Genomic DNA, 23,319 nt, shown 5'->3' on the forward strand with positions numbered 1-23,319 from the left:
GCCGTCTTTGCCTCCTTCTAGATAGGGGGCAGCGCCGGAACAAGTCAAGACGTTGCCCCGCCAATTGGGATTTTGGCCCGAAAATAGTGTCAAAGATCGTTGTCAACTAGATGCGCCGGTCCCCCATTAGGCCGAGGTCTAGATGTGCTCCATGACGATGACCGCGGTGGTGTCGGGCTCGAGGGCCTCGAAGACGTGGGGGGCGTCGCCGGGATAGGCGATGTAGTCGCCCGGCCCGAGCTCGACGGGCCCCTCCGCGGGCCCGGCCAGCGCCCGCCCGGTTCCGATCACGAGGTGCTCCGTCGTCCCGGCCCGGTGCGGGTCCGAGCTGCGTGGCGGGCCCGGCTGGGCCGAAATGCGATAGACGTCCCGCCGGGCGCCCGGCGGGCAGGAGGCGAGCAGCGTGACGCCGTAGTCGGCCTGCTCGGAGTAGGTCACGGGCCCCTCCCCCGCCCTGATCACCCGTACGGCCGGCCGCGGAGGGTCCACCAGGTGACTGAACGGCACGCCGAGCGCCGCCCCGAGCGCCCACAGGGTCTCCACGCTCGGATTGCCGGCGCCCGACTCCAGCTGGGAGAGCGTGGACTTGGCGATGCCCGCGCGCCTGGCCAGCTCGGTCAGCGACAGGCCGGCGCGCTCGCGCTCCCTGCGGATCGACGCGGCGATCAGCGCGATCAGGTCGAAGGACGGCCTCTCAGCCACGTGGTTCGCTCCAGACTTCCGATTGTTCGACTTGACGAACACCAATTCTGTTGTTCACTCTACTGGACATGCATTCGCTATGGCGAACACTCGATCGCGGCACGCTCCGCGACATCACCCTGGTCTGCCTCGCCGACGCCATGGTGGGCGCCGCGTTCGGCGCGATCGCCGTGTCCGGCGGCCTGCCCGCGTGGGTGCCGGTCGTCATGTCCCTGCTGGTGTTCGCCGGAGGCGCTCAGTTCGCCGCGATCGGCGTGGTGCTGTCCGGTGGCGCCCCGATCGCCGCCGTCGCGGCCGGTCTGGTGCTGAACGCGCGCCTGCTGCCGTTCGGCTTCGCGGTCGGCGACGTCCTCGGCGACCGGTGGCGGACCCGCCTCACCGGCGCGCATCTGATGACGGACGAGGCGGTGGCCTTCGTGCTGCGCGACGGCGATCCCCGCCGCCGTCACGCCGCGTTCTGGGCCTGCGGGCTCGGTCTGTTCGTCAGCTGGAACGCGGCCGTCGTGCTCGGCGCGCTGGCCGGGCGCGGCATCGGCGACACCGCCGCCCTCGGGCTGGACGCGGCCTTCCCCGCGGTGCTGCTCGCCCTCGTGCTGCCCTCGCTCACCGTACGGAACCTCCGGAACGCCGCCCTGCGCCGGGCTTCCGTCGCCGGGGCGGCCGTCGCGGTGACGGCCACGCCGTTCCTGCCCGCCGGCCTGCCGGTGCTGCTCGCCCTGACCGGTCTCGTGCTCGCCGCACGGACGCCCGCGGCGGCCGGGCCGGGGGTCTCATGATGCCCCTGATCGCCGTACTCGCGCTGGCCGCGGGAACCTACGCCTTCAGGCTGGCCGGGCCGGCGCTGCGCCACCGGCTCAGGCTGCCCGGCCGCCTGCGCCACCTGCTGTCCGTCGCGGCGACCGTGCTGCTCGTCGCCTTGGTGGCCACCTCGGCCCTCACCGAGGGGCACGGCTTCGCCGGATGGGCCAGGCCCGCCGGGGTGCTCGTCGCCGGGATCCTCACGCTGCGGAAAGCGCCGTTCCCCTTGATCGTCGTCCTGGCCGCCGCCACCACGGCGGTCCTCCGCCTCCTCGGCCTGCCCTGACCAGCGGAGATGCCGCCCCTGAAAATGAAGCAGGGCGGTCGATCGACCGCCCTGAAGGTGTTGTGGAGCTATGGGGACTCGAACCCCAGACCCCTTCCATGCCATGGAAGTGCGCTACCAGCTGCGCTATAGCCCCTTGCGACGCAGTCAGTGTATAGGAGTCCGCGCGGGGACGGTAACCGGACGAGCCGATGTCACACAACGGCGGGGTGATCGCGGATCCGGGCGGCGATCCCGCCTGAGGTCCCATCGAGCTTGGACCGGAGCGCGAGGCCCTCGCCGGCCGCCGAGGCGGCGGACGGGACGAGTGCCTCCGCTCCGGGCGTGAGGGCGGCCAGGCCGCCCATCACGAACGTCCTTACCGTCAAAATCCCTGCGCGAGCCGATAGTAGGCCTGGTTCCACCGCAGCTCCTTGGCGAACTGACGGGAGGTGGTGGCCTCGTCGATGACGACCAGCTCGACGCCGAGCATGTCGGCGAAGTCGGCCAGTTCCTCGGACCCGACGGCCGAGGAGAGCACGGTGTGGTGCGGGGCGCCCGCCGTGATCCACGACTCGGCCGAGGTACGCAGGTCGGGCCGGGGGCGCCACACGGCCCGGGCGACCGGCAGGGCGGGCAGCGGCTCGGGCGGCGAGACCACGTCGATCTCGTTGGCCACCAGGCGGAACCGCTCGCCCATGTCCGACAGGCCGACCACCACGGCGGGGCCGGGGGCGGCGTCGAACACCAGCCGCACCGGGTCCTCCCGCCCGCCGATGCTCAGCGGGTGGATCTCGCACGACGGGGTGTCCGACGCGATCGTCGGGCAGACCTCCAGCATGTGCGCGCCGAGGATGAGCTCCTCGCCCGGGGTGAGGTGGTAGGTGTAGTCCTCCATGAACGAGGTGCCGCCGGGCAGGCCCGACGCCATGACCTTGAGCGTGCGCAGCAGCACCGAGGTCTTCCAGTCGCCCTCGCCGCCGAAGCCGTAGCCGTCGGCCATCAGCCGCTGCACGGCCAGGCCGGGAAGCTGGCGCAGCCCGCCCAGGTCCTCGAAGTTGGTGGTGAACGCCTTGAAGCCCCCGCCCTCCAGGAAGTGCCGCAGGCCCAGCTCGATGCGGGCCGAGTAACGCAGCGACTCGTGCCGCTCGCCGCCGACGCGCAGCTCGGGGGCCATCCGGTAGAGGTCGTCGTACTCCTTGACGAGCGCGGACACGTCCGCGTCGGAGGCGGCGTCCACGGCCTCGGCCAGCTCGTTGACGCCGTAGGTGTTCACCGACACCCCGAACCGGAGCTGCGCCTCGACCTTGTCGCCCTCGGTCACCGCGACGTCGCGCATGTTGTCGCCGAAACGGGCCAGGCGCAGCGAGCCGACCTCCGCCCGGCCCGCCGCCGCCCGCGCCCAGGTGGCGATACGCCCCGCCACCGCCGGGTCGCTCACGTGCCCGGCGACGGTCTTGCGCGGCACGCCGAGGCGCGTCTGGATGTAGCCGAACTCACGGTCGCCGTGGGCGGCCTGGTTGAGGTTCATGAAGTCCATGTCGATGGAGCTCCACGGCAGCTCCACGTTGGCCTGCGTGTGCAGGTGCAGCAACGGCTTGCGCAGCGCGTCCAGCCCGGCGATCCACATCTTGGCCGGGGAGAACGTGTGCATCCACGCGATCAGGCCGATGCACTCGTCGTCACCGTTGGCCTCCAGGCACACGCGGCGGATGGCCGCCGCGTCGGTGAGCACGGGCCGCCACTCGAGCTCGAACGGCAGCGCCTCGCCCAGCTGCTCGGCGATGCGCTGGGACTGCTCGGCCACCTGCCTCAGCGTGTCCTCGCCGTACAGACCCTGGCTTCCGGTCAGGAACCATAGCTTCACAGGTGACTCCTCTGTCCATAGACGTTCTGGTAGCGGTCGTACAAGCGGTCGATGTCGCCCTGCGCGATCGGCAGGGGCTCACCGAGCTGCCGGGAGACGTGCACGGTGCGGGCGACGTCCTCACACATCACGGCGGCTTTCACCGCCGCTTTGGGGGACTCGCCGATCGTGAACACTCCGTGGTTCTGCATCAGCACCGCACGAGAACGGTGTCCCGTCAAGGTCGCGACGATCCCCTTGCCGATGTCGTCGTTGCCGATGAGCGCGAACGGCCCGAGGGGGATCTCACCGCCGAACTCGTCGGCCATCGCGGTGAGCACGCACGGGATCGCCTCACCGCGGGCCGCCCACGCCGAGGCGTACGTGGAATGGGTGTGCACGACCCCGTTGACCTCCGGCATGTGGCGGTAGACGTAGGCGTGCGCGGCCGTGTCGCTGGACGGGGACAGGTCGCCCTCGACCAGGTTGCCGTCGAGGTCGCAGACCACGATCGATTCGGGGGTCAGGTCGTCGTACGACACCCCGCTGGGCTTGATGACGAACAGGTCCTCGCCCGGCACCCGGCCCGACACGTTGCCGGCCGTCCAGGCGACGAGGTTGTATCGCACCAGTTCGGCATGGAGCCGGCAGACTTCCCTGCGAAGTTCCTCGATCATGCGCTGGCCTCGTTCCTGATCGCGCGGAGCCGGTGGAGCATCCCGCCGTCCGCGAAGTGGTCGTGCAGCTTGCGATACTCGGCGTACAGCCGGTCGTAGGCGTCGGCCCGCTCGGCGTCGGGCACGTAGGCGGCGGCGTCGCGCTTGCCCATGGCCGCCGCGGCGGCGGTGATGTCGGGGTAGGCGCCCGCGGCGACGGCCGCGTGGATCGCCGAGCCGAGGGCCGGCCCCTGGTCGGAGCCGATCACCGACAGCGGGCGGCGCAGCACGTCGGCGTAGATCTGCATGAGGAAGTTGTTCTTGAGCAGGCCGCCGGCGACCACGAACTCCTCCACCGGCACGCCGGCCGCCTCGAACGTCTCCACGATCGTCCTGGCGCCGAACGCGGTGGCCTCGATGAGCGCCCGGTAGACGTCCTCGGGCCGGGTGGCGAGCGTCTGCCCGACGATCACGCCGGACAGGGTGTGGTCGACCAGGACCGAGCGGTTGCCGCCGTGCCAGTCGAGGGCGACCAGCCCGTGCTGCCCGACCTTCTGCCCGGCGGCGAGCGAGGTGAGGTACTCGTGCAGCCCGACGCCCTGCTCCGCCGCCCGCTCGGCGTAGGAGGCGGGCACGGCGTTGTCCACGAACCAGCCGAAGATGTCGCCGACGGCGGACTGGCCCGCCTCGTAGCCCCACAGTCCGGGCACGATGCCGTCGCGCACGACGCCGCACATGCCGGGGACCTCGGCGAGCTGGTCGGAGCACATGACGTGGCAGGTGGAGGTGCCCATGATGGCGACCATCTGGCCCGGCCGCACGGCGTCGGCCGCCGCCGCGGTGACGTGCGCGTCGACGTTGCCGACCGCGACCGCGATGCCCTCGGGCAGCCCCGTCCACTCGGCGGCCCGCGCGGTCAGCCGGCCGGCGAGGCCGCCGAGCGGAGCGAGCTCCTGGCCGAGTTTCCGGGTGAAACCGGAGAAGGCGGGGTTGAGCGCGGCCAGGAAGTCCTCGGACGGATAGGCGCCGTCCTGGTAAACGGCCTTGTACCCGGCGGTGCAGACGTTGCGGGTCTCCACACCGGTGAGCTGCCAGATGATCCAGTCGGCGGCCTCGATCCAGCGGTCGGCCCGGTCGTACATCTCCGGGTCCTCCTCCAGCAGCTGCAGGCCCTTCGCGAAGGCCCACTCGGAGGAGATCTTGCCGCCGTACCGCGGCAGCCACGCCTCGCCGCGCTCGGCGGCCAGCGCGTTGATGCGGTCGGCGTGCGGCTGGGCCGCGTGGTGTTTCCAGAGCTTCGGCCAGGCGTGCGGCCGCTCGGGGAACTCCTCGCACAGCGGGTGGCCGTCGGCGGTGGCGGGCAGGATCGTGCAGGCCGTGAAGTCCGTGCCGATGCCGATCACCTGCTCGGCCGGGACCTGCGCGGCGGCCAGCGCCTTGGGCACCGCGTGCCGCAGCACGTCGATCCAGTCCGCCGGCGACTGCAGGGCCCAGTCCGGTCCGAGGCGGACGCCGGAGCCCGGCAGCGCGTCCTCGATCACCCGGTGGGCGTACTCGTGCACAGCGCTGGCCAGCTCCGCGCCGTCGCTCACGCGCACCACCACCGCGCGGCCGGACAACGTGCCGTAATCCACACCGACCACGTAACGGTCACTGTTAACGTTCACACTCAACCTCCTGAGGCTTCGGCGCCGGCCACGCCCGGGGTGGGGGCCGCCGGCCGGCGACACGGCCGGCAGCCCGAAAGCGGTTTCCTGTCGATGTCTGCGGCCATCAGCGCGCGGTGCCGGCCCTGCGCTTGGTCCACACGTCGAACGCCACCGCGGCGAGCAGCACCGCACCCTTGACGAGCATGACCCGCTCGCTGGGCGAGCCGATCAGCGACATGCCGTTGTTGATCACCGCCATGATCAGGCCACCGGTGATCGCGCCGACCACCTTGCCCACGCCGCCCTGCACGGCCGCGCCGCCGATGAAGGCCGCGGCGATCGCGTCCAGCTCGAAGCTGTTGCCCGCGGTGGGGCCCGCCTGGTTGAGCCGGCCGGCGAAGATGACGCCGGCGATCGCGGACAGCACCCCCATGTTGACGAAGATCCAGAAGACCACCGACTTGACCTTGACGCCCGACATCACGGCCGCGTGCAGGTTTCCGCCGATCGCGTAGATCTGCCGCCCGAACACCGTGCGGTTGGCCATCAGCGAGTACGCCAGCACGAGCACCGCCAGCAGCACGAGCACCCACGGCAGGTTCTTGAAGCGGGCGAGCTGCACGACGAGGAAGAGGATCAGCGCGGCTCCGGCCGCCATCTTCAGCGCGAACATCGCCAGCGGGTCGACCGCCTGGCCGTAGCCCTTGCGGGCGCTCCGGGTGCGCCACTGCGCGAGGACCATGCCGGCGATCGCGACGATTCCGATCAGCAGGCTGAACAGGTCGGCGCCCCCGAGCGGGCCGAGGCCGACGTTGCCCAGCCAGCCGTCGGTGAAGCCGTTGGCCAGCGTGCGGACCTGGTCGGGGAACGGGCCGATGCCCTGGTTGCCCAGGACGGTGAGGGTCAGCGCCCGGAACAGCAGCATGCCGGCCAGCGTGACGATGAACGCGGGGATGCCGAAGTACGCGATCCAGTACCCCTGCCAGGCCCCGATCACCGCGCCGGCCACGATCGTGATCAGCAGGGCGGCCGGCCAGGGCACGCCCATGTTCACCATGAGCACCGCGGCCAGCGCGCCGGTGACCGCGACCACCGAGCCGACCGACAGGTCGATGTGCCCCGCGATGATGACGAGGATCATCCCGATCGCGAGGATCAGGATGTAGGAATTCTGGACGATGATGTTGGAGATGTTCTGCGGCTGCAGCAGTGCGCCGTCGGTCAGCACCGAGAACAACACGATGATCAGTGCGAAGGCGATGTAGATGCCGCTGGAGCGCAGGTTGAGCGACAGCCCGCCGAGCGACACCCGGCCCGGCCGCCCCGGCGCTCCCCCGCCGCCCTTGGCGCCGACCTCCACGTCGGCGGGCGTGATGCTGCTCATGCGAGCTACTCCTGTCCCTTGGTCATGAGATACATGAGGCGTTCCTGCGTGGCCTCCTCGCGCGGCACCTCACCGGTGACGCGCCCCTCCGAGAGCGTGTAGATGCGGTCGCAGAGGCCAAGCAACTCGGGCAGCTCGGACGAGATCACCAGCACGGCCTTGCCCTGCTCCGCCAGGCGGTTGATGATCACGTATATCTCGTACTTGGCGCCGACGTCGATGCCCCGGGTCGGCTCGTCGAGGATCAGCACGTCCGGCTCGGTGAGGATCCACTTGGAGAGCACGACCTTCTGCTGGTTGCCGCCGCTCAGTTTGCCGACGACGCTGTCCACGCCGGGTGCCTTGATGTTCATGCTCCCGCGGAACTGCTGGGCGACGCGGTATTCCTCGTACTCGTTCACCCAGCCGCGCCTGGACAGTCCCTTGAGCCAGGCCGCGCTGATGTTGCGCTTGATGTCCTCGATGAGGTTGAGGCCGTACCTCTTGCGGTCCTCGGTGGCGTAGGCGACGCCGTGCCTGATCGCGTCCTGCACGGTGCGGATCTCGATCTGCTCGCCGCCCTTGAAGATCCTTCCGGAGATGTGCACCCCGTACGTCCGCCCGAACACGCTCATCGCCAGCTCGGTGCGGCCGGCGCCCATCAGCCCGGCCAGGCCCACGATCTCACCACGGCGCAGCATGAGCGAGGCCCCGTCGACCACCTTCCTGCCGGGCTGGCTGGGGCTGTAGACCGTCCAGTCCTCGATGCGGAACGCCTCCTCCCCGATCGCCGGAGTACGCGGCGGGAAGCGGTTGTCGAGGGCGCGGCCGACCATCCCGGAGATGATGCGGTCCTCGGTCACGCTGTCGGAGGCCATGTCCAGCGTCTCGATCGTGCGCCCGTCACGCAGGATCGTGACGGAGTCGGCGATCGCGGTCACCTCGTTGAGCTTGTGTGAGATGATCACGCAGGTGATGCCCTCGTCCCTGAGCCCGCGCAGCAGGTCGAGCAGGTGGGACGAGTCCTCGTCGTTGAGCGCCGCGGTCGGCTCGTCGAGGATGAGGAGCTTGACCTCCTTCGACAGCGCCTTGGCGATCTCCACGAGCTGCTGCTTGCCCACGCCGATGTCCGAGACCGTGGTCGTCGGGTTCTCCCGCAGGCCGACCCGCTTCAGCAGCTCGCCGGCTTCGTAGTTGGTGCGGTTCCAGTCGATGACGCCGCGTGTGGCCCGCTCGTTGCCGAGGTAGATGTTCTCGGCGATCGACAACTGCGGGCACAGCGCCAGCTCCTGGTGGATGATGACGATCCCCGCGCGCTCGCTGTCGCGGATGCCGCCGAACTCGCAGCGCCTGCCCTCGAAAGTGATTTCGCCGTCGTACTGGCCATGGGGATAGACCCCGGACAGCACCTTCATCAGCGTCGACTTGCCGGCGCCGTTCTCGCCGCAGATCGCGTGGATCTCACCCCGCCGGACCGCCAGGTTGACGTCCTGCAGCGCCTTCACTCCGGGGAATGTCTTGGTGATCCCGCTCATCCGCAAGATGTGCTCGGTCATGTGCCCCCCGCTCAGGGAGGGCCCGGGGACCTCTCCCCGGGCCCTGATCCCTACTTGAGCTGGTCCTCGGTGTAGTAGTTGCTGCCGATCAGGACGTCCTTGTAGTTGTCCTTGTCGACGATCACCGGGTCCAGCAGGTACGACGGAACGACCTTGTTGCCGTTGTTGTAGTCCGTGGTGTTGTTCACTTCGGGCTTCTGGCCCTTCAGCACCGCGTCGGCCATCTTCACGGTCTGCTGCGCGAGGTTGCGGGTGTCCTTGAAGATCGTGGAATACTGCTCGCCCGCGATGATCGACTTGACCGACGCCAGCTCGGCGTCCTGCCCGGTCACGACCGGGTACGGCTGACCGCTGGTGCCGTAGCCGGAGCTCTTGAGCGCCGACAGGATGCCGATGGACAGCCCGTCGTACGGCGAGAGCACGCCGTCGACCTTGGCGTCACCGGTGTAGGTCTTGGTGAGGATGTCCTCCATGCGCTTTTGCGCCGTGGCGGGGTCCCACCGCAGGATGGCGGCCTGCTTGAAGTCGGTCTGGCCGCTCTTGACCTTCAGCGTGCCATCGTCGATCTTCGGCTGGAGCACCGACATCGCGCCGTTCCAGAAGAAGGTGGCGTTGTTGTCGTCGGGCGAGCCGCCGAACAGCTCGACGTTGAACGGGCCCTTCTTGCCGCTGTCGACGCCGAGGCCCTTCAGCAGCGAGGTCGCCTGCTGCACACCGACCTTGGCGTTGTCGAAGGTGGCGTAGTAGTCGACGTTCGGGCTGTTGCGGATGAGCCGGTCGTAGGCGATGACCGGGATCTTGTTGTCCGCGGCCTCCTGCAGCTGCGAGGTGAGCGCGGTGCCGTCGATCGAGGCGATGATCAGGAGCTTGGCGCCCTTGGTGATCTGGTTCTCGATCTGGTTGACCTGGGTGGGGATGTCGTTCTCGGCGTACTGGAGGTCCACCTTGTAGCCGAGGGCCTCGAGCTGCTGCTTGACGTTGTCGCCGTCGTGGATCCAGCGCTCCGACGACTTGGTGGGCATGGTGACGCCGATCAGGGCTCCGGCGTTCCCCGCCGCTGAGGACGCGGACGCCTCGGTGTCCACCGTCTTCTCGCTGGAGCCGCAGGCCGTCATGGTCGCGGCGAGCGCGATGACGGACACCACGCCTCCGATTCGTACCAACCTCATGTGCATCTCCTTGGTTGGGGCTCGCCGCAGAGCTGGACGCGCCCACGGACGGTAGAAGGGATGGGGATTTTTCCTCAGATCAAGGAGTTCGGCGACGTGATCCACTCGAGAACACGCGCTGGAGGAGGATAAAGACGAAGAGCAGCAGACCAATGAAGATCCTGGTCCACCACGAACTGAGCGTGCCCTCGAAGCTGATGATCGTTTGGATCAGCCCCAGAACGAGCACGCCGAGCACGGTGCCGAACAGGAAGCCGCTCCCGCCGGTCAGCAGCGTACCGCCGATGACGACCGCGGCAATCGCGTCCAGCTCCATGCCCACGGCGCTCAGCCCATAGCCCGACAGCGAGTAGAAGGCGAACAGCAGACCGCCGAGGGCCGAGCAGAACCCGCTGATCGTATAGACCGCGATCTTCGTACGGGCCACCGGCAGACCCATGAGCAGGGCCGACTGCTCGCTTCCGCCGGTCGCGTAGACGTTGCGGCCGAGCCGGGTGTAGTGCAGCACGTACGCCGCGATCAGCACGACCACCACCGCGATCACCGCGCTCGGGGAGACCGACAGGTCTCCGCCGAGGCTGATCCGCGACTGGGCGATGTCGGTGAACGTCGGGTTGTCGATCGGGATCGACTCGGTGCTGATGGTGTAGCACAGGCCGCGGGCGAGGAACATCCCGGCCAGCGTGACGATGAACGGCTGGATCTCGAAGTAGTGGATGATGGCGCCCATGGCCAGGCCCAGCACCGCGCCGATCACCAGCACCAGGACCATGACGGCGTACGCCGGCCAGCCGTCCCTCAGCAGGCTGGCGCTCAGCATCGTGGCGAGCGCGACCACCGAACCGACCGACAGGTCGATGCCGCCGGTGAGGATCACGAACGTCATGCCGACCGCGACGACCAGCAGGAAGGCGTTGTCGATGAAGACGTTGAGGATGATCTGCCCGGTCGCGAAGTTCTCGTAGCGGATGCCGCCCGCCACGAACATCGCCACGAACAGGCCCGCGGTCACCAGGACCGGAATGTACTTCGGTGGGACCGTACGACGGCTCAGGCCCCGCAGGCCGGTGATGCTCGTCATGCCGAGACCCTCACCTTCTCTTCAGTCGCCGGACGCGCCTCGATCGGGCGCCTGCGGCGGTGGAAGACCTTCGCGCGGAAGGCCGGGGACTGGATCAGGCAGACGATGGTCACCACGAGCGCCTTGAACAGCAGCGTGGTCTCCGGCGGGACGCCGATCGAGTAGATCGTGGTGGTCAGCGTCTGGATGATCAGGGCGCCGAGCACGGTGCCGCTCAGGGAGAACCGGCCGCCGGACAGCGGGGTGCCTCCGATGACGACGGCGAGGATCGCGTCCAGCTCGATCCACAGACCGGCGTTGTTGCCGTCGGCGCTGGAGACGTTCGAGCTGATCATCAGCCCGGCGATGCCGGCGCACAGCCCGCAGAACGCGTACACCATGATGAGCACGCCGCGGGCGCTGATGCCGGCCAGGCGGCTCGCCTCGGCGTTGCCGCCGACCGACTCGATGAGCAGGCCGAGCGCCAGGCGCCGGGTGAGGAACGCGGTGAGCGCGAGCACGACCGCCACGATGATGATCCCGAACGGCAACGTCAGCCAGTAGCCGCCGCCGATCAGCTTGTACGGCGAGCTGTTCACCGTGGTGATCTGGCCGTCGGTGATGAGCTGGGCCAGGCCACGCCCGGCGACCATCAGGATGAGCGTCGCGATGATCGGCTGGATGCCGATGCCGGCGACCAGGAAGCCGTTCCACGCGCCGAGAATCACCGACAGCACGAGCGCGAGGCCCACGGCCCCGAGGACGCCGCTTACGGAGTTCTGGTCGTCCAGGTCGAGCTCGCTGATGCGCAGGCAGGCCAGCGCGCCGGCGATCGCCACGACCGAGCCGACCGACAGGTCGATGCCACTGGTGGCGATGACCAGCGTCATGCCGAGCGACACCAGGATCAGCGGCGCGCCGAACCGGACGATGTCGATGAGGCTGCCGTAGAGGTGCCCCTCCTTCATCTGGATCCTGAAGAAGTTGTCCGTGAAGAAGAGGTTCAGCGCCAGGAGCGCGACCAGGATGACCAGGGGCCAGAACAGGCGGTGCTTCAGGATCCTGCTCATGATCGGGCTCCGCTCGCGATCGTCTCCGTCAAAGCGTCGGTGGTCAGGCCCTCGTCGTTGTCCAGCTCGGCGACCAGCTGGCGGTCGCGCAGCACGCCGACCTTGTGGCTGAGCCGCAGCACCTCCTCCAGCTCGGCGGAGATGAACAGCACAGCCATCCCGCCGTCCGACAGCTCGGCGACGAGGCGCTGGATCTCGGCCTTGGCGCCGACGTCGATGCCGCGGGTGGGCTCGTCGAGGATGAGCAGACGGGGCTCCAAGATGAGCCAGCGGGCCAGCAGCACCTTCTGCTGGTTGCCGCCGCTGAGGTTTCTGATCAGCTGGTCGGGGTTGGCCGGGCGGATGTTCAGCGCGGCGATGTACTTGTCGACCAGCTCGTCCTGCTTGCGTCGCGGGATCGGCCGGGTCCAGCCGCGGGTGGCCTGCAGGGCGAGGATGAGGTTCTCCCGGACCGTCAGGTCGGGGATCAGTCCCTCCGCCCGCCGGTTCTCCGAGCAGAAGGCCAGCTTCCGGGAGACCGCGGCGCGGGGCGTGCGCAGGTTGACCTGCTCGCCATCGATCTTCAGCGAACCGGTGCCGGCGTGGTCGGCTCCGAACAGCAGCCGGGCGATCTCCGTGCGGCCCGAGCCGAGCAGCCCGGCCAGGCCGACGACCTCGCCCTCGTGGATGGTGAGCGTGAACGGCTGGATGGCTCCGGTGCGGCCCAGTTGCTCGGCCTCCACCAGCGGGGCGCCCTCGCGGGCGGGCGGGCGCTCTTCCAGCTTCTCCAGGTCGGCCAGCTCCCGGCCGATCATCTTGCCGATCAGCTCGACCTGGCTCAGCTCGCTGGTGAGGTACTCCCCCACGAGCGTGCCGTTGCGCAGGACCGTCATCCGGTCGGAGATCTCATAGATCTGGTCCAGGAAGTGCGAGACGAACAGGATCGCGATGCCCTGCTCCTTGAGCCTGCGCATCACCCGGAAAAGCTGCGCGACCTCGCCCGCGTCGAGGCTGGAGGTGGGCTCGTCGAGGATGAGCACCTTCGCGTCGATGTCGACGGCCCGCGCGATCGCGACCATCTGCTGGATGGCCAGCGAGTACGACGACAGGGGCGCCGACACGTCGAGGTCGAGGTCGAGCCTGGCGAGGATCTCCGCCGCCCGGCGGCGCATCGCCTTCCACTGGATGCGGCCGAACCGGCGGGGCTCACGGCCGATGAAGATGTTCTCCGCTACCGACAGGTTCGCGCAGAGGTTGACCTCCTGGTAGACGGTGCTGATTCCCGCCTGCTGTGCGGCGAGGGGGCTGGAGAAGGCGACCTGCCGGCCCTCCAACTCGATCTCGCCGGCGTCGATGTCGTAGACACCGGTCAGCACCTTGATCAAGGTGGACTTGCCGGCGCCGTTCTCGCCCATCAGCGCGTGGACCTCGCCCGGAAGCAACCGGAAGTCGACGCCGTCCAGTGCCTTCACGCCGGGGAACTGCTTGCCGATCCCGCTCATCCGCAGGATCGGCGCGGGTGCGGCCATGCGGCGCCCCTTCCATCCGTGTTTCCCGCTCGTCATCGGAGCGCTCAGTGTTTCCCGCTCACCATCGGGCCGCTCGATCGGACTGTCCAGACCGGCGGCGCGCCCCTCAGGCTCACTCGGTGTTTCCCGCTCACCATCGGGCCGCTCGATCAGACTGTCCAGACCGGCGGCGCGCCCCTCAGGCTCACTCGGTGTTTCCCGCTCACCATCGGGGCGGGCCGCTCCCCGCGCGGGGAGCGGCCCGGAACCGATCAGTACTTGCGGTTGGGCAGGGCCTCCTTGGCCTGCTCCTGGGTGAAGGTGGTCTCCTCGGTCACCACGCGCTGGGGCACCTGCTCACCCTTGACGACCTTCTTGGCGAGGTCCATCAACTGGGTGCCGAGCAGCGGAGAGCACTCGACGATGTAGTTGATCTTGCCGTCCGCGAGGGCCTGCATGCCGTCGTGCACGGCGTCGACCGTGATGATCTTGATGTCCTTGCCGGGCACCTTGCCCGCGCCCTCGATCGCCTCGATGGCGCCGAGGCCCATGTCGTCGTTGTGCGCGTACAGCACGTCGATCTTGGGGTTGGACTTCAGGAAGGCCTCCATGACCTCCTTGCCCTTGGCACGGGTGAAGTCGCCGCTCTGCGAAGCGATGACCTTGAACTTCGGATCCGCGGAGATGACCTCCTGGAAACCGGACTTGCGGTCGTTGGCGGGCGCGGAGCCGGTGGTGCCCTCCAGCTGGACGATGTTCACCTCGTCCTTGCTGTCCTTGTACTGGTCGACCAGCCACTGGCCGGCCTTCTTGCCCTCCTCGACGAAGTCCGAGCCGAGGAAGGTCTTGTACAGGCTGGTGTCCTTGGAGTCCACGGCCCGGTCGGTGAGGATGACCGGGATCTTCGCGTTCTGGGCCTCCTTGAGGACGGTGTCCCAGCCCGACTCCACCACCGGCGAGAAGGCGATCACGTCGACCTTCTGCTGGATGTAGGACCGGATGGCCTTGATCTGGTTCTCCTGCTTCTGCTGGGCGTCGGAGAACTTGAGCTCGATGCCGGCCGTCTTGGCCGACTCCTGGATGTCCTTGGTGTTGGCGGTGCGCCAGCCACTTTCCGCGCCGACCTGGGCGAAGCCCATCACGATCTTGTCGTCGCCACCGGACGAGCCTCCGGCCGACGCCGAAGTGTCGTCGCTGCTGCTGCAACCGGCCATCGTCAGGGCCGTGGCGCCGGCCAGGACCAGTGCCGAGATCCTCTTCAACACTGTGGGGATCCTTTCATTGCTGTTAGCGCTAACACCCAATTTGGCGCCGCGCTGATTATTTGTTAACTCCGTGCGGCTAGCGCGCGGCGGCTGTGCTTCCCCGGAGTACGAACCGGGGAGGCACGACGAGACGCTCATGGGGCAACGCCTCGCCCGACTCGATCTGCCGAAGCAGCACGTCGATGCTGCGCCTGCCGACGGCCCCGAAGTCCTGTCTGATTGTGGTGAGCGGCGGGGAGAAGAACTCCGACTCAGGGATGTCATCGAAGCCCACGATGCTGATCTGCTCGGGGACTTTCACCCCCTCCTCCGTGAACGCGCGCAGGAGGCCGAGCGCCATCTGGTCGTTGGCGACGAACACCGCGGTGACGTCACCGATCATGGCCGCGAGCTGCTTGCCGGCCTGATAACCCGATCGCGGGCTCCAATCACCGGTCAGCGCGCCGGGCACGGGCCGCCCCGCGGCGGTCAGCACCTCACGCCAGCCCTCGATCCGGCCCTCGGCTTCCAGCCAGTCCGCCGGGCCACTGACATGCCAGACGGTCTCGTGCCCGAGGTCGAGCAGGTGCGACGTCGCCATCCTGGCGCCTTCGACCTGATCGACGCTCACCACGGAGACCTCGCCCTGATGCCAGCCCTCGACGGCCACCGCGGGCATGCCCGCCGGCAGATCGTCGAGCGCCCGGGCCGCCGAGCGCTGCGGGGCGACGACGACGATGCCGTCGACACCCTGCTCGGCGAGGTAGCCGATCGCGTCGTTCACGCCGGCTCTGTCGATGGTTCGCAGGCTCACGATGCTCACGAAGTAGCCCGCGTCCCTCGCGGCCTGCTCGATTCCGTATACCGTGCTCGCCGGGCCGTACAGCGTCGTGTCGAAGCTGACCACGCCCAGCGTGCGCGAGTGCTTGGTGACCAGGGCCCGGGCGACGAGGTTGCGGCGGTAACCGAGCTGGTCGATGGCCCGCATGACCCGGGTGCGGGTCTCTGCGCGGACGTTCGGATGGTCGTTGAGCACCCGCGAGACCGTCTGATGCGACACCCCGGCCAGCCTGGCCACGTCGGCCATGACGGGCGGGCGGCGGTCGACGTTGGGTCCCACTGGCGCTCCTCTCAAGTGCTTGGGAAAGACTGTGAGCGTTAACACGACCTCCCGTCAAGGTGGTGACCGGTCACGGTCCGGTTACGCCGAAACATCGCGGTAACGTCCTATTGACGGACATGCCATGGAGTCTTTAACTGGTGGCCGAATCCAGCTTGTTAACGCTCACTTTGTGATCACCCGGCGACGTCGGCTTCATCGGAATCCGGAGGAGCGCCCGCTATGGGGCAGAACGGACTGGTCACCGGCCTGCAGGCAGCCCTGTTGAGCGGCACGGTTTTCCGCCCGGCTCGCGCGGGCCGGGCGGAAGCCTTTCAGCGGCTGACGCCGGTGCTCTCCCTCACCACGAGTTCGGGCTCCACCATGCGCCTGCCCTCGCCTTCCACTCCGGCGATGCGGTCCAGCAGGAGCTGGAACGCCTGACGGCCGACCTCGCCGAAGTTCTGCCGCACGGTGGTCAGGGGCGGCCAGAAGTAGGCCGCCTCCGGGACGTCGTCGAACCCGACGACGCTCACGTCCTCGGGAACCCGCCGGCCCGCCTCCCGCAGGGCCCGCAGCACACCCATCGCCATGTGGTCGTTGGCCACGAAGACCGCCGTCACCTCGGACTCGCGGGCGAGCCGCTTGCCGATCTCGTAGCCGGAGTGGGCGGTCCAGTCGCCGACCAGCGGCTCGGGCACCTGCCTGCCCTCCGCCTCCAGCACCGACCGCCAGCCGGCCACCCGGCCGCTCGAGTCGATCCAGTTGGGCGGGCCCGACAGGTGCCAGACGGTGCGGTGGCCGAGACTGAGCAGGTGACGGGTGGCGCGGGCGGCGCCGGCGTACTGGTCCACCGCCGCCACCGGCACCGGCAGGTCCGATCCCCCGCCGACGTCGACCACCGGGAGGCCCGGGGGAAGGTTCCGCAGCCCCTCGGCGGCCGACTCGTGCGGCGCGACGACGATGACGCCGTCCACCGACTGGGACCGCAGACGGTCGATTCCCCTGGTGATCCAGCTGCGGTTGAGCGCGGGCAGACTGGCGATGCTGACCAGGTAGTCGCTGTCCCTGGCCGCCTGCTCGATGCCGAACAACGTGGAGGCCGGGCCGTACAGGGTGGTGTCGAAGCAGACGACCCCCAGCACACCCGAGCGGCCGGTCACCAGGACCCGCGCCGCGGAATTGGGCCGGTAGTCGAGCTCGCGAACCGCCGCGAGCACGCGCGCCCGGGTCTCCGGGCGCACCTTCTCCGGAGCGTTCAGCACTCTCGACACCGTCATCGCCGACACTCCTGCCAGCTCCGCGACGTCCTCCATGACCGCCGCCCTGGGGCGTTCGGCCGGGCTCTCTCCAGGCCGGACCTTAGTCATCCGCCGCGTCCCCGCTCGTTCGTCAGGTGCCTGAGTGATTGCGATAACAGCGAGCACTGTCAATACCGACGTGATCACCCGTGCGTCACGAGCCGTGAGGGGAACGTTCCGCCTGGTGATCGCGTATGCCCACCGCCCTGAAGATGGTATCGCTAACAGCTCGCTTCGCCCTGCTGTGACGCTCCCGCCGGTTCGCCGCGCAGCTCACCGCGGGCGAGCCAGGCGAGGGCGCACAAGAGCACGACCGCGCCACCAGCCTGTACGGCGGACACGCGCTCCCCGAGCAGCACGACGCCGATGACGGCGGCGACGAGCGGTTCGATCAGGGACAGGACCGACGCGGTGGTGCCGCCCACGACGCGCAGCCCCGCGAAGAACAGCCCGTACGCGAGGGCCGTCGGCACGGCCGCCAGGTAGCCGAGCAGCAGCACGTTGGTCACGGCGTGCCCGGCGGGCAGGAGCCCTCCGGCGGCCGCGAGCGGGAGCAGACAGGCCGCGCCCCCGGCGAACCCCCACACGGCTACGCCCTCGGCGGGCATCCGGCGGGTCGTGAGGGTGACGAGGGAGTAGGCCGCCGCCGACAGCAGCGAGTAGCCGGCGCCGGCCGGGGTGACCGCGTCCGCCCCTCCCACGAGCATGGCGAGGCCGCAGACGGCGAGCGCGGCGCACCCGAGGCCGGTGCGGCGCAGCGGTTCGCCCAGGAAGACCCGGCCACCGGCCGCCACCAGGAGCGGGGTCGCGCCCATCGTGATCATCGTGGCGACCGCGACCCCGGCCTGGGCGATCGCCGCGAAGTAGGCGGCCTGGCAGACCGCCATCGCGGGGCCGACGAGCAACACCGCCCGCCAGGAGGGGCGGCTGCGGGCGACGGCGAGCAGGAGGACCGCGCCGCAGGCGAAGCGCCAGAACGACACGGCGACGGGACTCAGCTGTCCCGCGCCGTGCAGCATCGCCCCCGCCGGTCCCCCGGTTCCCCAGGCGACCGCGGCGGTGGACACGTAGACAAGGCCCTGCCGTACGGACAGGGCTGGAGCGTGATTCATCGACGTCTCTCCAGTGAGGTGGGCCCGATTCCCGTACGCGGGCAGGAACCACCGGCCGGGCCGCCCGGGCCCGGCTCACCGGAGGACGCCGCCCGCTAGCGGGCGGGCGGCGGAGAGACGATCAATGTCACGCAGGCACCGTAACGCGCCCAGCGGCTCACCGCATCACCGTTGCGATGTGGTCGTCGGCCACGAAGATCACCGTCACGTCGGGCTCGCGGGCGAGCCGCTTGCCGATCTCGTAGCCGGAGTGGGCGGTCCAGTCGCCGACCAGCGGCTCGGGAACCTCCCTGCCGTCCACCGACTGGGACCGCAGACGGTCGATCCCCCTGGTGATCCACCTGGGGTTGAGCGCGGGCAGGCTGGCGATGCATTCCGGCGCGGTTGCGTCCTGGCGTCACCCACCGTGGCGGGCGGCCGGCGGTGCCAGCCGCTGCCGGAGGCGCTCGGCGTCCTGGTATCGCTTCTGGGTTCGATAGCCCTCATATGCCTGGCTCCACGCAATCATGGCCTGCCGCCGGTCGCCGAGGGCCGCATGGGCGTCGCCCAGGTGCTCCAACATGCCGGCCTCGTCGAGAACGTTGCGGTTCCGACGGACGATCGCGAGTGCCTGCTCGTAGTAGTGCAGGGCCTTGCCGTGCTCGCCGGTCCGATGGGCGATGTAGCCAAGGCTGTCGAGGGTGTTGGCCACGCCGTCATGGTGCTCGTGCAGACCGAAGATCGCCAGGGCGGCCTCACAATGGGCGCGCGCCTCGTCGAACCGCCCGTCATGGGCCGCGTACCAGCCCACGTCGTTCAGCGCGTCGGCTGTCTTCAGCGGATCGCCGAGCACCTCGTAGTGACGTAACGCGTGGGTGGCGTGCTCCAGGGCCCTGCGATGCTTCTCCTGCCCTGCCCAGAGCAACGCCAGGCCCTGGTGAACGTACGCCTGGGCATCCAGGTCGCGGGCCTTCTCGGCGAGGGCGAGCGCCTGATGGAAGTGCTCCAGGGCGTCGTCCGGCCGATCCATCCGGCCGTACGCGTGCCCCAGAATGCGGTGGGCCATCATCTGCGCCGCGGAGTCGCCGAGCCGGCGGGCGGCCTCCAGTCCCGCCGTCCAGACGGCGACCTGATGATAGAGGCCGCCACGTCGGAAGTGGAAGGTGTCCAGGCTCCACGCCATCTGCCACACCAGGTCGTCCCAGCCTCGCTCGGCCGCGAGATGCTGAGCGGCGAGCAGGCAGGGGTGCTCCTCGCCGAACCACCGCCACGCCGAGTCGTGGTCGAGCGCGGGGACCTGTGCGCCGTCCCACGCCGGAGAGACGGACTCGATCGGGGGACGGTGCGGGGCCAGGCACCGCTCGCCGTCGTAGGCGCGGCGCAGGTAGAAGCCCACCAGTCGCCGCAGCGCGGCTTCCCGCTCGGATACGGGGATCTCCGCTCGCGCGTGCTCGGCGACGTGGAGACGGACCAGGTCGTGCATCCGCCAGCGGCCCGCGACGTGCCGGTGGATCAGGAACGACTCCTCCAGCCTCCTGAGGAGGCCGCGGGCCTGGGCCACGGGCAGCGCGGTCAGGGCGGCGGCGGCCTCGACACCGAAGTCGGGTCCGGGCGCCAGGGCCGTCAGCGCGAGCATCTCGGCGGCCTCGGCGGTGAGGGCCTGGAAGGAGGTGGCGAACGCTCCGCGCACGCTCGCGGTCCCATCCTCGGTGTCCAGCATCTCCAGCCGGGCCGTGGCGTCCTCGAGTTCGGCGGCCAGCGCGGCGAGCGGCAACTGCGGGGCGAGGGCGGCGCGGGCAGCGAGGATGGCCAGGGCCAGGGGCATGCCCGCGCAGTGGGCCAGCATGTCGGCGACCGCCTCGGGCTCGGCCTCCAGCCGGCCGGCACCCAGATGACGGGTCAGCAACCGACGCGCGTCGGCTTCGTCCAGAGCGTCGAGATTGACGGGGACGGCACCGTGATTGGCCGCGATGCCCACCAGATGCCGGCGGCTGGTCAGGACCACGGCGCAGGTGCGGCTTCCCGGGAGCAGGGGATCGGCCTGGGAGACGTCGCGCACGTTGTCGAGGACGATCAGCATCCGCCGGCCGGCCACCAGGCTGCGGTACAGCCCGACCCGCGCGCCGGCGTCCACCGGCATGTGTTCCGCCGCGACGCCGAGGGCCTCCAGAAAGCCGGTCACGGCGACGAGCGGCGAGAGCGGTGGTTGGACGGGATCAAAACCCCGCATGTTCACGAACAGCTGCCCGTCGGGATAGCGGTCGATGTTCTCGTGCGCCCAGTGCAGAGCCAGCGACGTCTTGCCTACGCCGCCGTACCCGCCGATCGTGAACACCGCCATGCCGGTTTCCGCCTCGGCCGCCGCGGTGAGCCGCGCGAGCTCCGCCGTACGACCGGTGAAACGCGGGGGAGGCGGCGGAAGCTGGCGTGGAACGGGGGGCGCCGCATCGCCGCCCGGGCGGGCGGCAGGAGGCGGTGCGGCGACCACCTCATCCCCGGCGAGTATCTGCCGATGCAACGCCTGCAACGTCGGGCCCGGTTCCGTGCCGAGTTCCTCGACCAGACGTCGCCGGATCCGCCGGTAACACCGGAGAGCATCCGCCTGACGTCCGCTGCGGTACAGGGCGAGCATCAACTGGCCGGCCAGGCGCTCGTCGAGAGGGTGCCGAGTCGTACGCGCCGTCAGGGTCTCGACCAGTTCGATATGCCGGCCCGCGCGCAACCACAGGTCGAAGAGATCCGATTCGGCGGTCTGCCGCTGCCGCTCCAGCCGTTCCCGCTGAGCGTTCAGCCAGGGCGTGTCGAGACCGGCGAAGGCAGCTCCCCGCCACAGGCCGAGCGCTTTCTCGAGCAATTTCTGAGCCGCCGCGTCGTCCGCTGTTCGTGCTCGCTCCACCCATTGCCGAAAGCGGTGCGCGTCAACCGTCAGTGGATCGACCTCGAGGGCATATCCCCCGGCATGACGCGCGATCCGGGCTCCGGCCGCGGCAGGCAGAGCCTTTCGCAGCCGGGACAGATAGCTGTAGAGCGTCTCACGACCGCGAAGGGGCGGACTTCCTGCCCACACGCGGTCCAGCAACTCGTCCACGGCTACGCATCTCCCGGCCTCGACCAGAAGTGTCGCGAGCACACAACGCTGACGCGCGTGCCCGATTTCGACATGCCGACCGTCGAGAAGAACCTCGAAGTGACCCAGAAGCCGGAACTCCACCGACATGACCCACCCCCGTCAGCCGGTTTACCTGTTTAACGGACCCGAGGTGCCGATTCAAGGGGTCGCGCAATAGGTGATGCCCGAGGCCGTCGGGTCCCCGCCGAGAGGCCGGACTTCCCCGGCACCTGACCGTTCCGTTCGACCAACCGAGCGGCGCCGCCCGCGTGTGACACGAACCGGTCGGCACGATGCGTGACCGCAGGCCGGATCCGTGCCGCACGCGCGTGAACCGCTTCCGCCCAGGAAATGGCTCCTATCTGCGATTCAAGGTGGTTCGCAAGAAAATGGGCTTGTCGGCATCGAAAGCTTGTTCATAATACTCGCAGTAATGCGCACGTTTTAAATCACCGGAATATGGGCCGCAAGGTACCGCCCACGACCGAGGCCACCCCGCGGCCCGTCGACCAGGCCGTATACGCAGTTTCCGCTCCCCTGCCTCTCCAGATCGTCTTCGCCATATCGCCATGCGGTTCTTCCACTTCGAACACGAATGAAGGTGATCAGTGAACGCATCGAATTCGGTGGCCCGCGGAAGGCGCAGGCACGGCCCAGTCGCTTTCGTCACGACGCTGACCGTGACGGCGTCACTCCTGGCCGCGTACGACCTTCCCGCCCGGGCCGAGCCCGACCCGGCTCCCCCACCGGCGGCTCCCTCCACGACCGCCTTCCCGCGCCCCGAGGACCCGGACGCGTCGCTGCGCGCCGCGATCGAGGAGGCGAGGAAGCAGAAGAAGCCGGTAGCCGTCGAAGCCGCCACGCTGACCGGGCCCTACGCCCGGATCCAGGGCCAGCTCGGCCAGGCGGTCAAGTTCTCCGGCGGCGCGTACGCCACCACATCCCGGCCGGTCGTCAACACCAACCAGAGCTTCACCGCCGCGGCCTGGGTGCGACTTGACAACAGCGCCACCGCGCAGACGGTTCTGTCGCAGATGGGGGTCAACCAGCCCGGTTTCACGCTGTCGTACCAGATCTCCTCGGCACCCGAGTACGACCAGCGCCGGCTGCTCTCCATGATCCAGGAGGATCGTGCGGACCGCATCTACGAGACCGTCGTGCAGTCCAAGGACCTCGCGAAGATCAATGAATGGACGCATCTGACCGTCCAGTACGACCAGTCAGCCGGCAAGATCCGGCTGTACGTCGACGGGGTGCTGGCCGGCGAACGCGACCACACCCCCACCTGGAACGCGCGGGGCGCCTTCGAGATCGGCCGGGCGCGCGCCCTGGCGGGCAGGCTCGACGGCGCGGTGGACGATGTGCACGTCTACCAGCGGGCCCTGAGCGCCGAGGACATCCGGGCCCTCGTCGGCGTGCCCGGCACCACCACCCACAACGCCATCCCCTCCGGCCACGCGCTGGACAAGGTGTTCGCGCTGGAGAACCCGGCCAGCTTCAAGTTCGTGGTCAAGGCATGCCGGAGCGGTGTCACCCCGCCCTCCTGCAACGAGAGCCCGGCCTACCGCATCACCTCCGATGCCCCGATGTCGCCCACCGGCACGGAGACCGGCATGGCCGACCCCGCTCAGCCGATTCTGTCCGGCCTGGTTAACCGGCCATCCGGATGGGAGGTGACGGCGAAGTACTACCTCTACGATCAGGCGGGCGCCCCGGTCGGCACGTCGCCGCTCGGCGCGCGCACCGTGAACGGCGGAGAACGCGCGTCCCTGCAGATCCCGCGTGACACCGTGCGGCCCGGCACGACCTACAAGTGGCAGATGACGGCCTGCGCCACCGGCCCGCAGGACCCCG

General features: G+C 69.4%; 19 protein-coding genes, 1 tRNA gene and 2 pseudogenes. 3 read left to right on the forward strand and 19 right to left on the reverse strand.

Going from position 1 to position 23,319, the window contains the following annotated elements:
* Window positions 1-138: 138 nt before the first annotated feature.
* Window positions 139-702: a helix-turn-helix domain-containing protein gene (locus tag ACQPZZ_RS30040; protein WP_432924604.1), complete on the reverse strand. Its 564-nt coding sequence runs from the start codon at window positions 700-702 to the stop codon at window positions 139-141.
* Window positions 703-770: 68 nt separating this feature from the next.
* Between ACQPZZ_RS30040 and ACQPZZ_RS30045 the strand changes: the two genes are divergently transcribed.
* Window positions 771-1,478 carry an AzlC family ABC transporter permease gene (locus tag ACQPZZ_RS30045; RefSeq protein ID WP_432924606.1) on the forward strand — a complete coding sequence of 236 codons (708 nt, stop codon included), beginning with the start codon at window positions 771-773 and terminating at the stop codon, window positions 1,476-1,478.
* Window positions 1,475-1,786 carry an AzlD domain-containing protein gene (locus ACQPZZ_RS30050; RefSeq protein ID WP_432924608.1) on the forward strand — a complete coding sequence of 104 codons (312 nt, stop codon included), beginning with the start codon at window positions 1,475-1,477 and terminating at the stop codon, window positions 1,784-1,786. The genes ACQPZZ_RS30045 and ACQPZZ_RS30050 overlap by 4 nt, the downstream gene beginning before the upstream one ends.
* A gap of 63 nt (window positions 1,787-1,849) precedes the next feature.
* Here the strand turns inward: ACQPZZ_RS30050 and ACQPZZ_RS30055 are convergent.
* The 18 genes and pseudogenes from ACQPZZ_RS30055 to ACQPZZ_RS30140 form a co-directional block, all read right to left on the reverse strand.
* A tRNA-Ala gene (locus tag ACQPZZ_RS30055) sits at window positions 1,850-1,922 on the reverse strand.
* Window positions 1,923-1,980: 58 nt separating this feature from the next.
* A complete protein-coding gene (locus ACQPZZ_RS30060; protein ID WP_363643306.1) occupies window positions 1,981-2,133 on the reverse strand; it encodes a hypothetical protein in 153 nt (50 codons plus the stop codon).
* A 17-nt stretch (window positions 2,134-2,150) separates the two neighbouring features.
* Window positions 2,151-3,632, reverse strand: a complete 1,482-nt coding sequence (gene araA / locus ACQPZZ_RS30065) for an L-arabinose isomerase (protein ID WP_363643308.1) — start codon at window positions 3,630-3,632, stop codon at window positions 2,151-2,153.
* Window positions 3,629-4,288 carry an L-ribulose-5-phosphate 4-epimerase gene (locus ACQPZZ_RS30070; protein WP_432924610.1) on the reverse strand — a complete coding sequence of 220 codons (660 nt, stop codon included), beginning with the start codon at window positions 4,286-4,288 and terminating at the stop codon, window positions 3,629-3,631. The genes araA and ACQPZZ_RS30070 overlap by 4 nt, the downstream gene beginning before the upstream one ends.
* The gene (gene araB, locus ACQPZZ_RS30075; RefSeq protein ID WP_432924612.1) at window positions 4,285-5,934 is read right to left on the reverse strand and encodes a ribulokinase; all 1,650 of its coding nucleotides are present in this window, start codon (window positions 5,932-5,934) and stop codon (window positions 4,285-4,287) included. Before araB ends, ACQPZZ_RS30070 begins: the two co-directional genes overlap by 4 nt.
* 106 nt (window positions 5,935-6,040) lie before the next feature.
* On the reverse strand, window positions 6,041-7,300 hold the full coding sequence (gene mmsB / locus ACQPZZ_RS30080) for a multiple monosaccharide ABC transporter permease (RefSeq protein WP_432924614.1): 1,260 nt from the start codon (window positions 7,298-7,300) through the stop codon (window positions 6,041-6,043).
* A gap of 5 nt (window positions 7,301-7,305) precedes the next feature.
* A complete protein-coding gene (gene mmsA, locus ACQPZZ_RS30085; protein ID WP_432924616.1) occupies window positions 7,306-8,835 on the reverse strand; it encodes a multiple monosaccharide ABC transporter ATP-binding protein in 1,530 nt (509 codons plus the stop codon).
* Between the two features lie 50 nt (window positions 8,836-8,885).
* Window positions 8,886-10,004 (reverse strand): multiple monosaccharide ABC transporter substrate-binding protein, encoded by a 1,119-nt coding sequence (chvE, locus tag ACQPZZ_RS30090; protein WP_432924617.1) that lies wholly within the window; start codon window positions 10,002-10,004, stop codon window positions 8,886-8,888.
* A 79-nt stretch (window positions 10,005-10,083) separates the two neighbouring features.
* Complete coding sequence (yjfF, locus tag ACQPZZ_RS30095) at window positions 10,084-11,085, reverse strand: galactofuranose ABC transporter, permease protein YjfF (RefSeq protein WP_432924619.1); 1,002 nt, start codon at window positions 11,083-11,085, stop codon at window positions 10,084-10,086.
* Complete coding sequence (locus ACQPZZ_RS30100) at window positions 11,082-12,134, reverse strand: ABC transporter permease (RefSeq protein WP_432924621.1); 1,053 nt, start codon at window positions 12,132-12,134, stop codon at window positions 11,082-11,084. Before ACQPZZ_RS30100 ends, yjfF begins: the two co-directional genes overlap by 4 nt.
* Complete coding sequence (locus ACQPZZ_RS30105; protein WP_432924623.1) at window positions 12,131-13,642, reverse strand: sugar ABC transporter ATP-binding protein; 1,512 nt, start codon at window positions 13,640-13,642, stop codon at window positions 12,131-12,133. Before ACQPZZ_RS30105 ends, ACQPZZ_RS30100 begins: the two co-directional genes overlap by 4 nt.
* A gap of 251 nt (window positions 13,643-13,893) precedes the next feature.
* Window positions 13,894-14,886, reverse strand: a complete 993-nt coding sequence (locus ACQPZZ_RS30110; RefSeq protein WP_432924625.1) for an ABC transporter substrate-binding protein — start codon at window positions 14,884-14,886, stop codon at window positions 13,894-13,896.
* A 76-nt stretch (window positions 14,887-14,962) separates the two neighbouring features.
* Window positions 14,963-15,952, reverse strand: a complete 990-nt coding sequence (locus ACQPZZ_RS30115) for a LacI family DNA-binding transcriptional regulator (protein WP_363643398.1) — start codon at window positions 15,950-15,952, stop codon at window positions 14,963-14,965.
* A 347-nt stretch (window positions 15,953-16,299) separates the two neighbouring features.
* Window positions 16,300-17,334 (reverse strand): LacI family DNA-binding transcriptional regulator, encoded by a 1,035-nt coding sequence (locus ACQPZZ_RS30120; RefSeq protein ID WP_432924627.1) that lies wholly within the window; start codon window positions 17,332-17,334, stop codon window positions 16,300-16,302.
* Between the two features lie 152 nt (window positions 17,335-17,486).
* A complete protein-coding gene (locus ACQPZZ_RS30125; RefSeq protein WP_432924629.1) occupies window positions 17,487-18,377 on the reverse strand; it encodes a DMT family transporter in 891 nt (296 codons plus the stop codon).
* A 157-nt stretch (window positions 18,378-18,534) separates the two neighbouring features.
* Window positions 18,535-18,678, reverse strand: a complete 144-nt coding sequence (locus tag ACQPZZ_RS30130) for a hypothetical protein (protein ID WP_432924631.1) — start codon at window positions 18,676-18,678, stop codon at window positions 18,535-18,537.
* 96 nt (window positions 18,679-18,774) lie between these two features.
* Window positions 18,775-20,874 carry a tetratricopeptide repeat protein gene (locus ACQPZZ_RS30135; protein WP_432934598.1) on the reverse strand — a complete coding sequence of 700 codons (2,100 nt, stop codon included), beginning with the start codon at window positions 20,872-20,874 and terminating at the stop codon, window positions 18,775-18,777.
* Between the two features lie 42 nt (window positions 20,875-20,916).
* Window positions 20,917-21,573, reverse strand: a pseudogene (locus ACQPZZ_RS30140) (AfsR/SARP family transcriptional regulator); the annotation flags it as partial.
* A 572-nt stretch (window positions 21,574-22,145) separates the two neighbouring features.
* On the opposite strand from ACQPZZ_RS30140, the pseudogene ACQPZZ_RS30145 reads away from it, so the two are divergent.
* A pseudogene (locus tag ACQPZZ_RS30145) lies at window positions 22,146-22,853 on the forward strand (LamG domain-containing protein); the annotation flags it as partial.
* Between the last annotated feature and the right edge of the window lie 466 nt (window positions 22,854-23,319).

Source organism: Microbispora sp. CA-135349 (assembly GCF_050947365.1).
Classification (GTDB): Bacteria; Actinomycetota; Actinomycetes; order Streptosporangiales; family Streptosporangiaceae; genus Microbispora.

Excerpts from the sequence above, each read along its gene's own strand:
- ACQPZZ_RS30045 (WP_432924606.1), top strand. The coding sequence starts at position 771 with ATGCATTCGCTATGGCGAACACTCGATCGCGGCACGCTCCGCGACATC.
- ACQPZZ_RS30050 (WP_432924608.1), top strand. The coding sequence starts at position 1,475 with ATGATGCCCCTGATCGCCGTACTCGCGCTGGCCGCGGGAACCTACGCC.
- ACQPZZ_RS30060 (WP_363643306.1), bottom strand. The coding sequence starts at position 2,133 with ATGGGCGGCCTGGCCGCCCTCACGCCCGGAGCGGAGGCACTCGTCCCG.
- ACQPZZ_RS30070 (WP_432924610.1), bottom strand. The coding sequence starts at position 4,288 with ATGATCGAGGAACTTCGCAGGGAAGTCTGCCGGCTCCATGCCGAACTG.
- mmsB (WP_432924614.1), bottom strand. The coding sequence starts at position 7,300 with ATGAGCAGCATCACGCCCGCCGACGTGGAGGTCGGCGCCAAGGGCGGC.
- mmsA (WP_432924616.1), bottom strand. The coding sequence starts at position 8,835 with ATGACCGAGCACATCTTGCGGATGAGCGGGATCACCAAGACATTCCCC.
- chvE (WP_432924617.1), bottom strand. The coding sequence starts at position 10,004 with ATGAGGTTGGTACGAATCGGAGGCGTGGTGTCCGTCATCGCGCTCGCC.
- yjfF (WP_432924619.1), bottom strand. The coding sequence starts at position 11,085 with ATGACGAGCATCACCGGCCTGCGGGGCCTGAGCCGTCGTACGGTCCCA.
- ACQPZZ_RS30100 (WP_432924621.1), bottom strand. The coding sequence starts at position 12,134 with ATGAGCAGGATCCTGAAGCACCGCCTGTTCTGGCCCCTGGTCATCCTG.
- ACQPZZ_RS30105 (WP_432924623.1), bottom strand. The coding sequence starts at position 13,642 with ATGGCCGCACCCGCGCCGATCCTGCGGATGAGCGGGATCGGCAAGCAG.
- ACQPZZ_RS30115 (WP_363643398.1), bottom strand. The coding sequence starts at position 15,952 with ATGGCCGACGTGGCCAGGCTGGCCGGGGTGTCGCATCAGACGGTCTCG.
- ACQPZZ_RS30120 (WP_432924627.1), bottom strand. The coding sequence starts at position 17,334 with ATGACTAAGGTCCGGCCTGGAGAGAGCCCGGCCGAACGCCCCAGGGCG.
- ACQPZZ_RS30125 (WP_432924629.1), bottom strand. The coding sequence starts at position 18,377 with ATGAATCACGCTCCAGCCCTGTCCGTACGGCAGGGCCTTGTCTACGTG.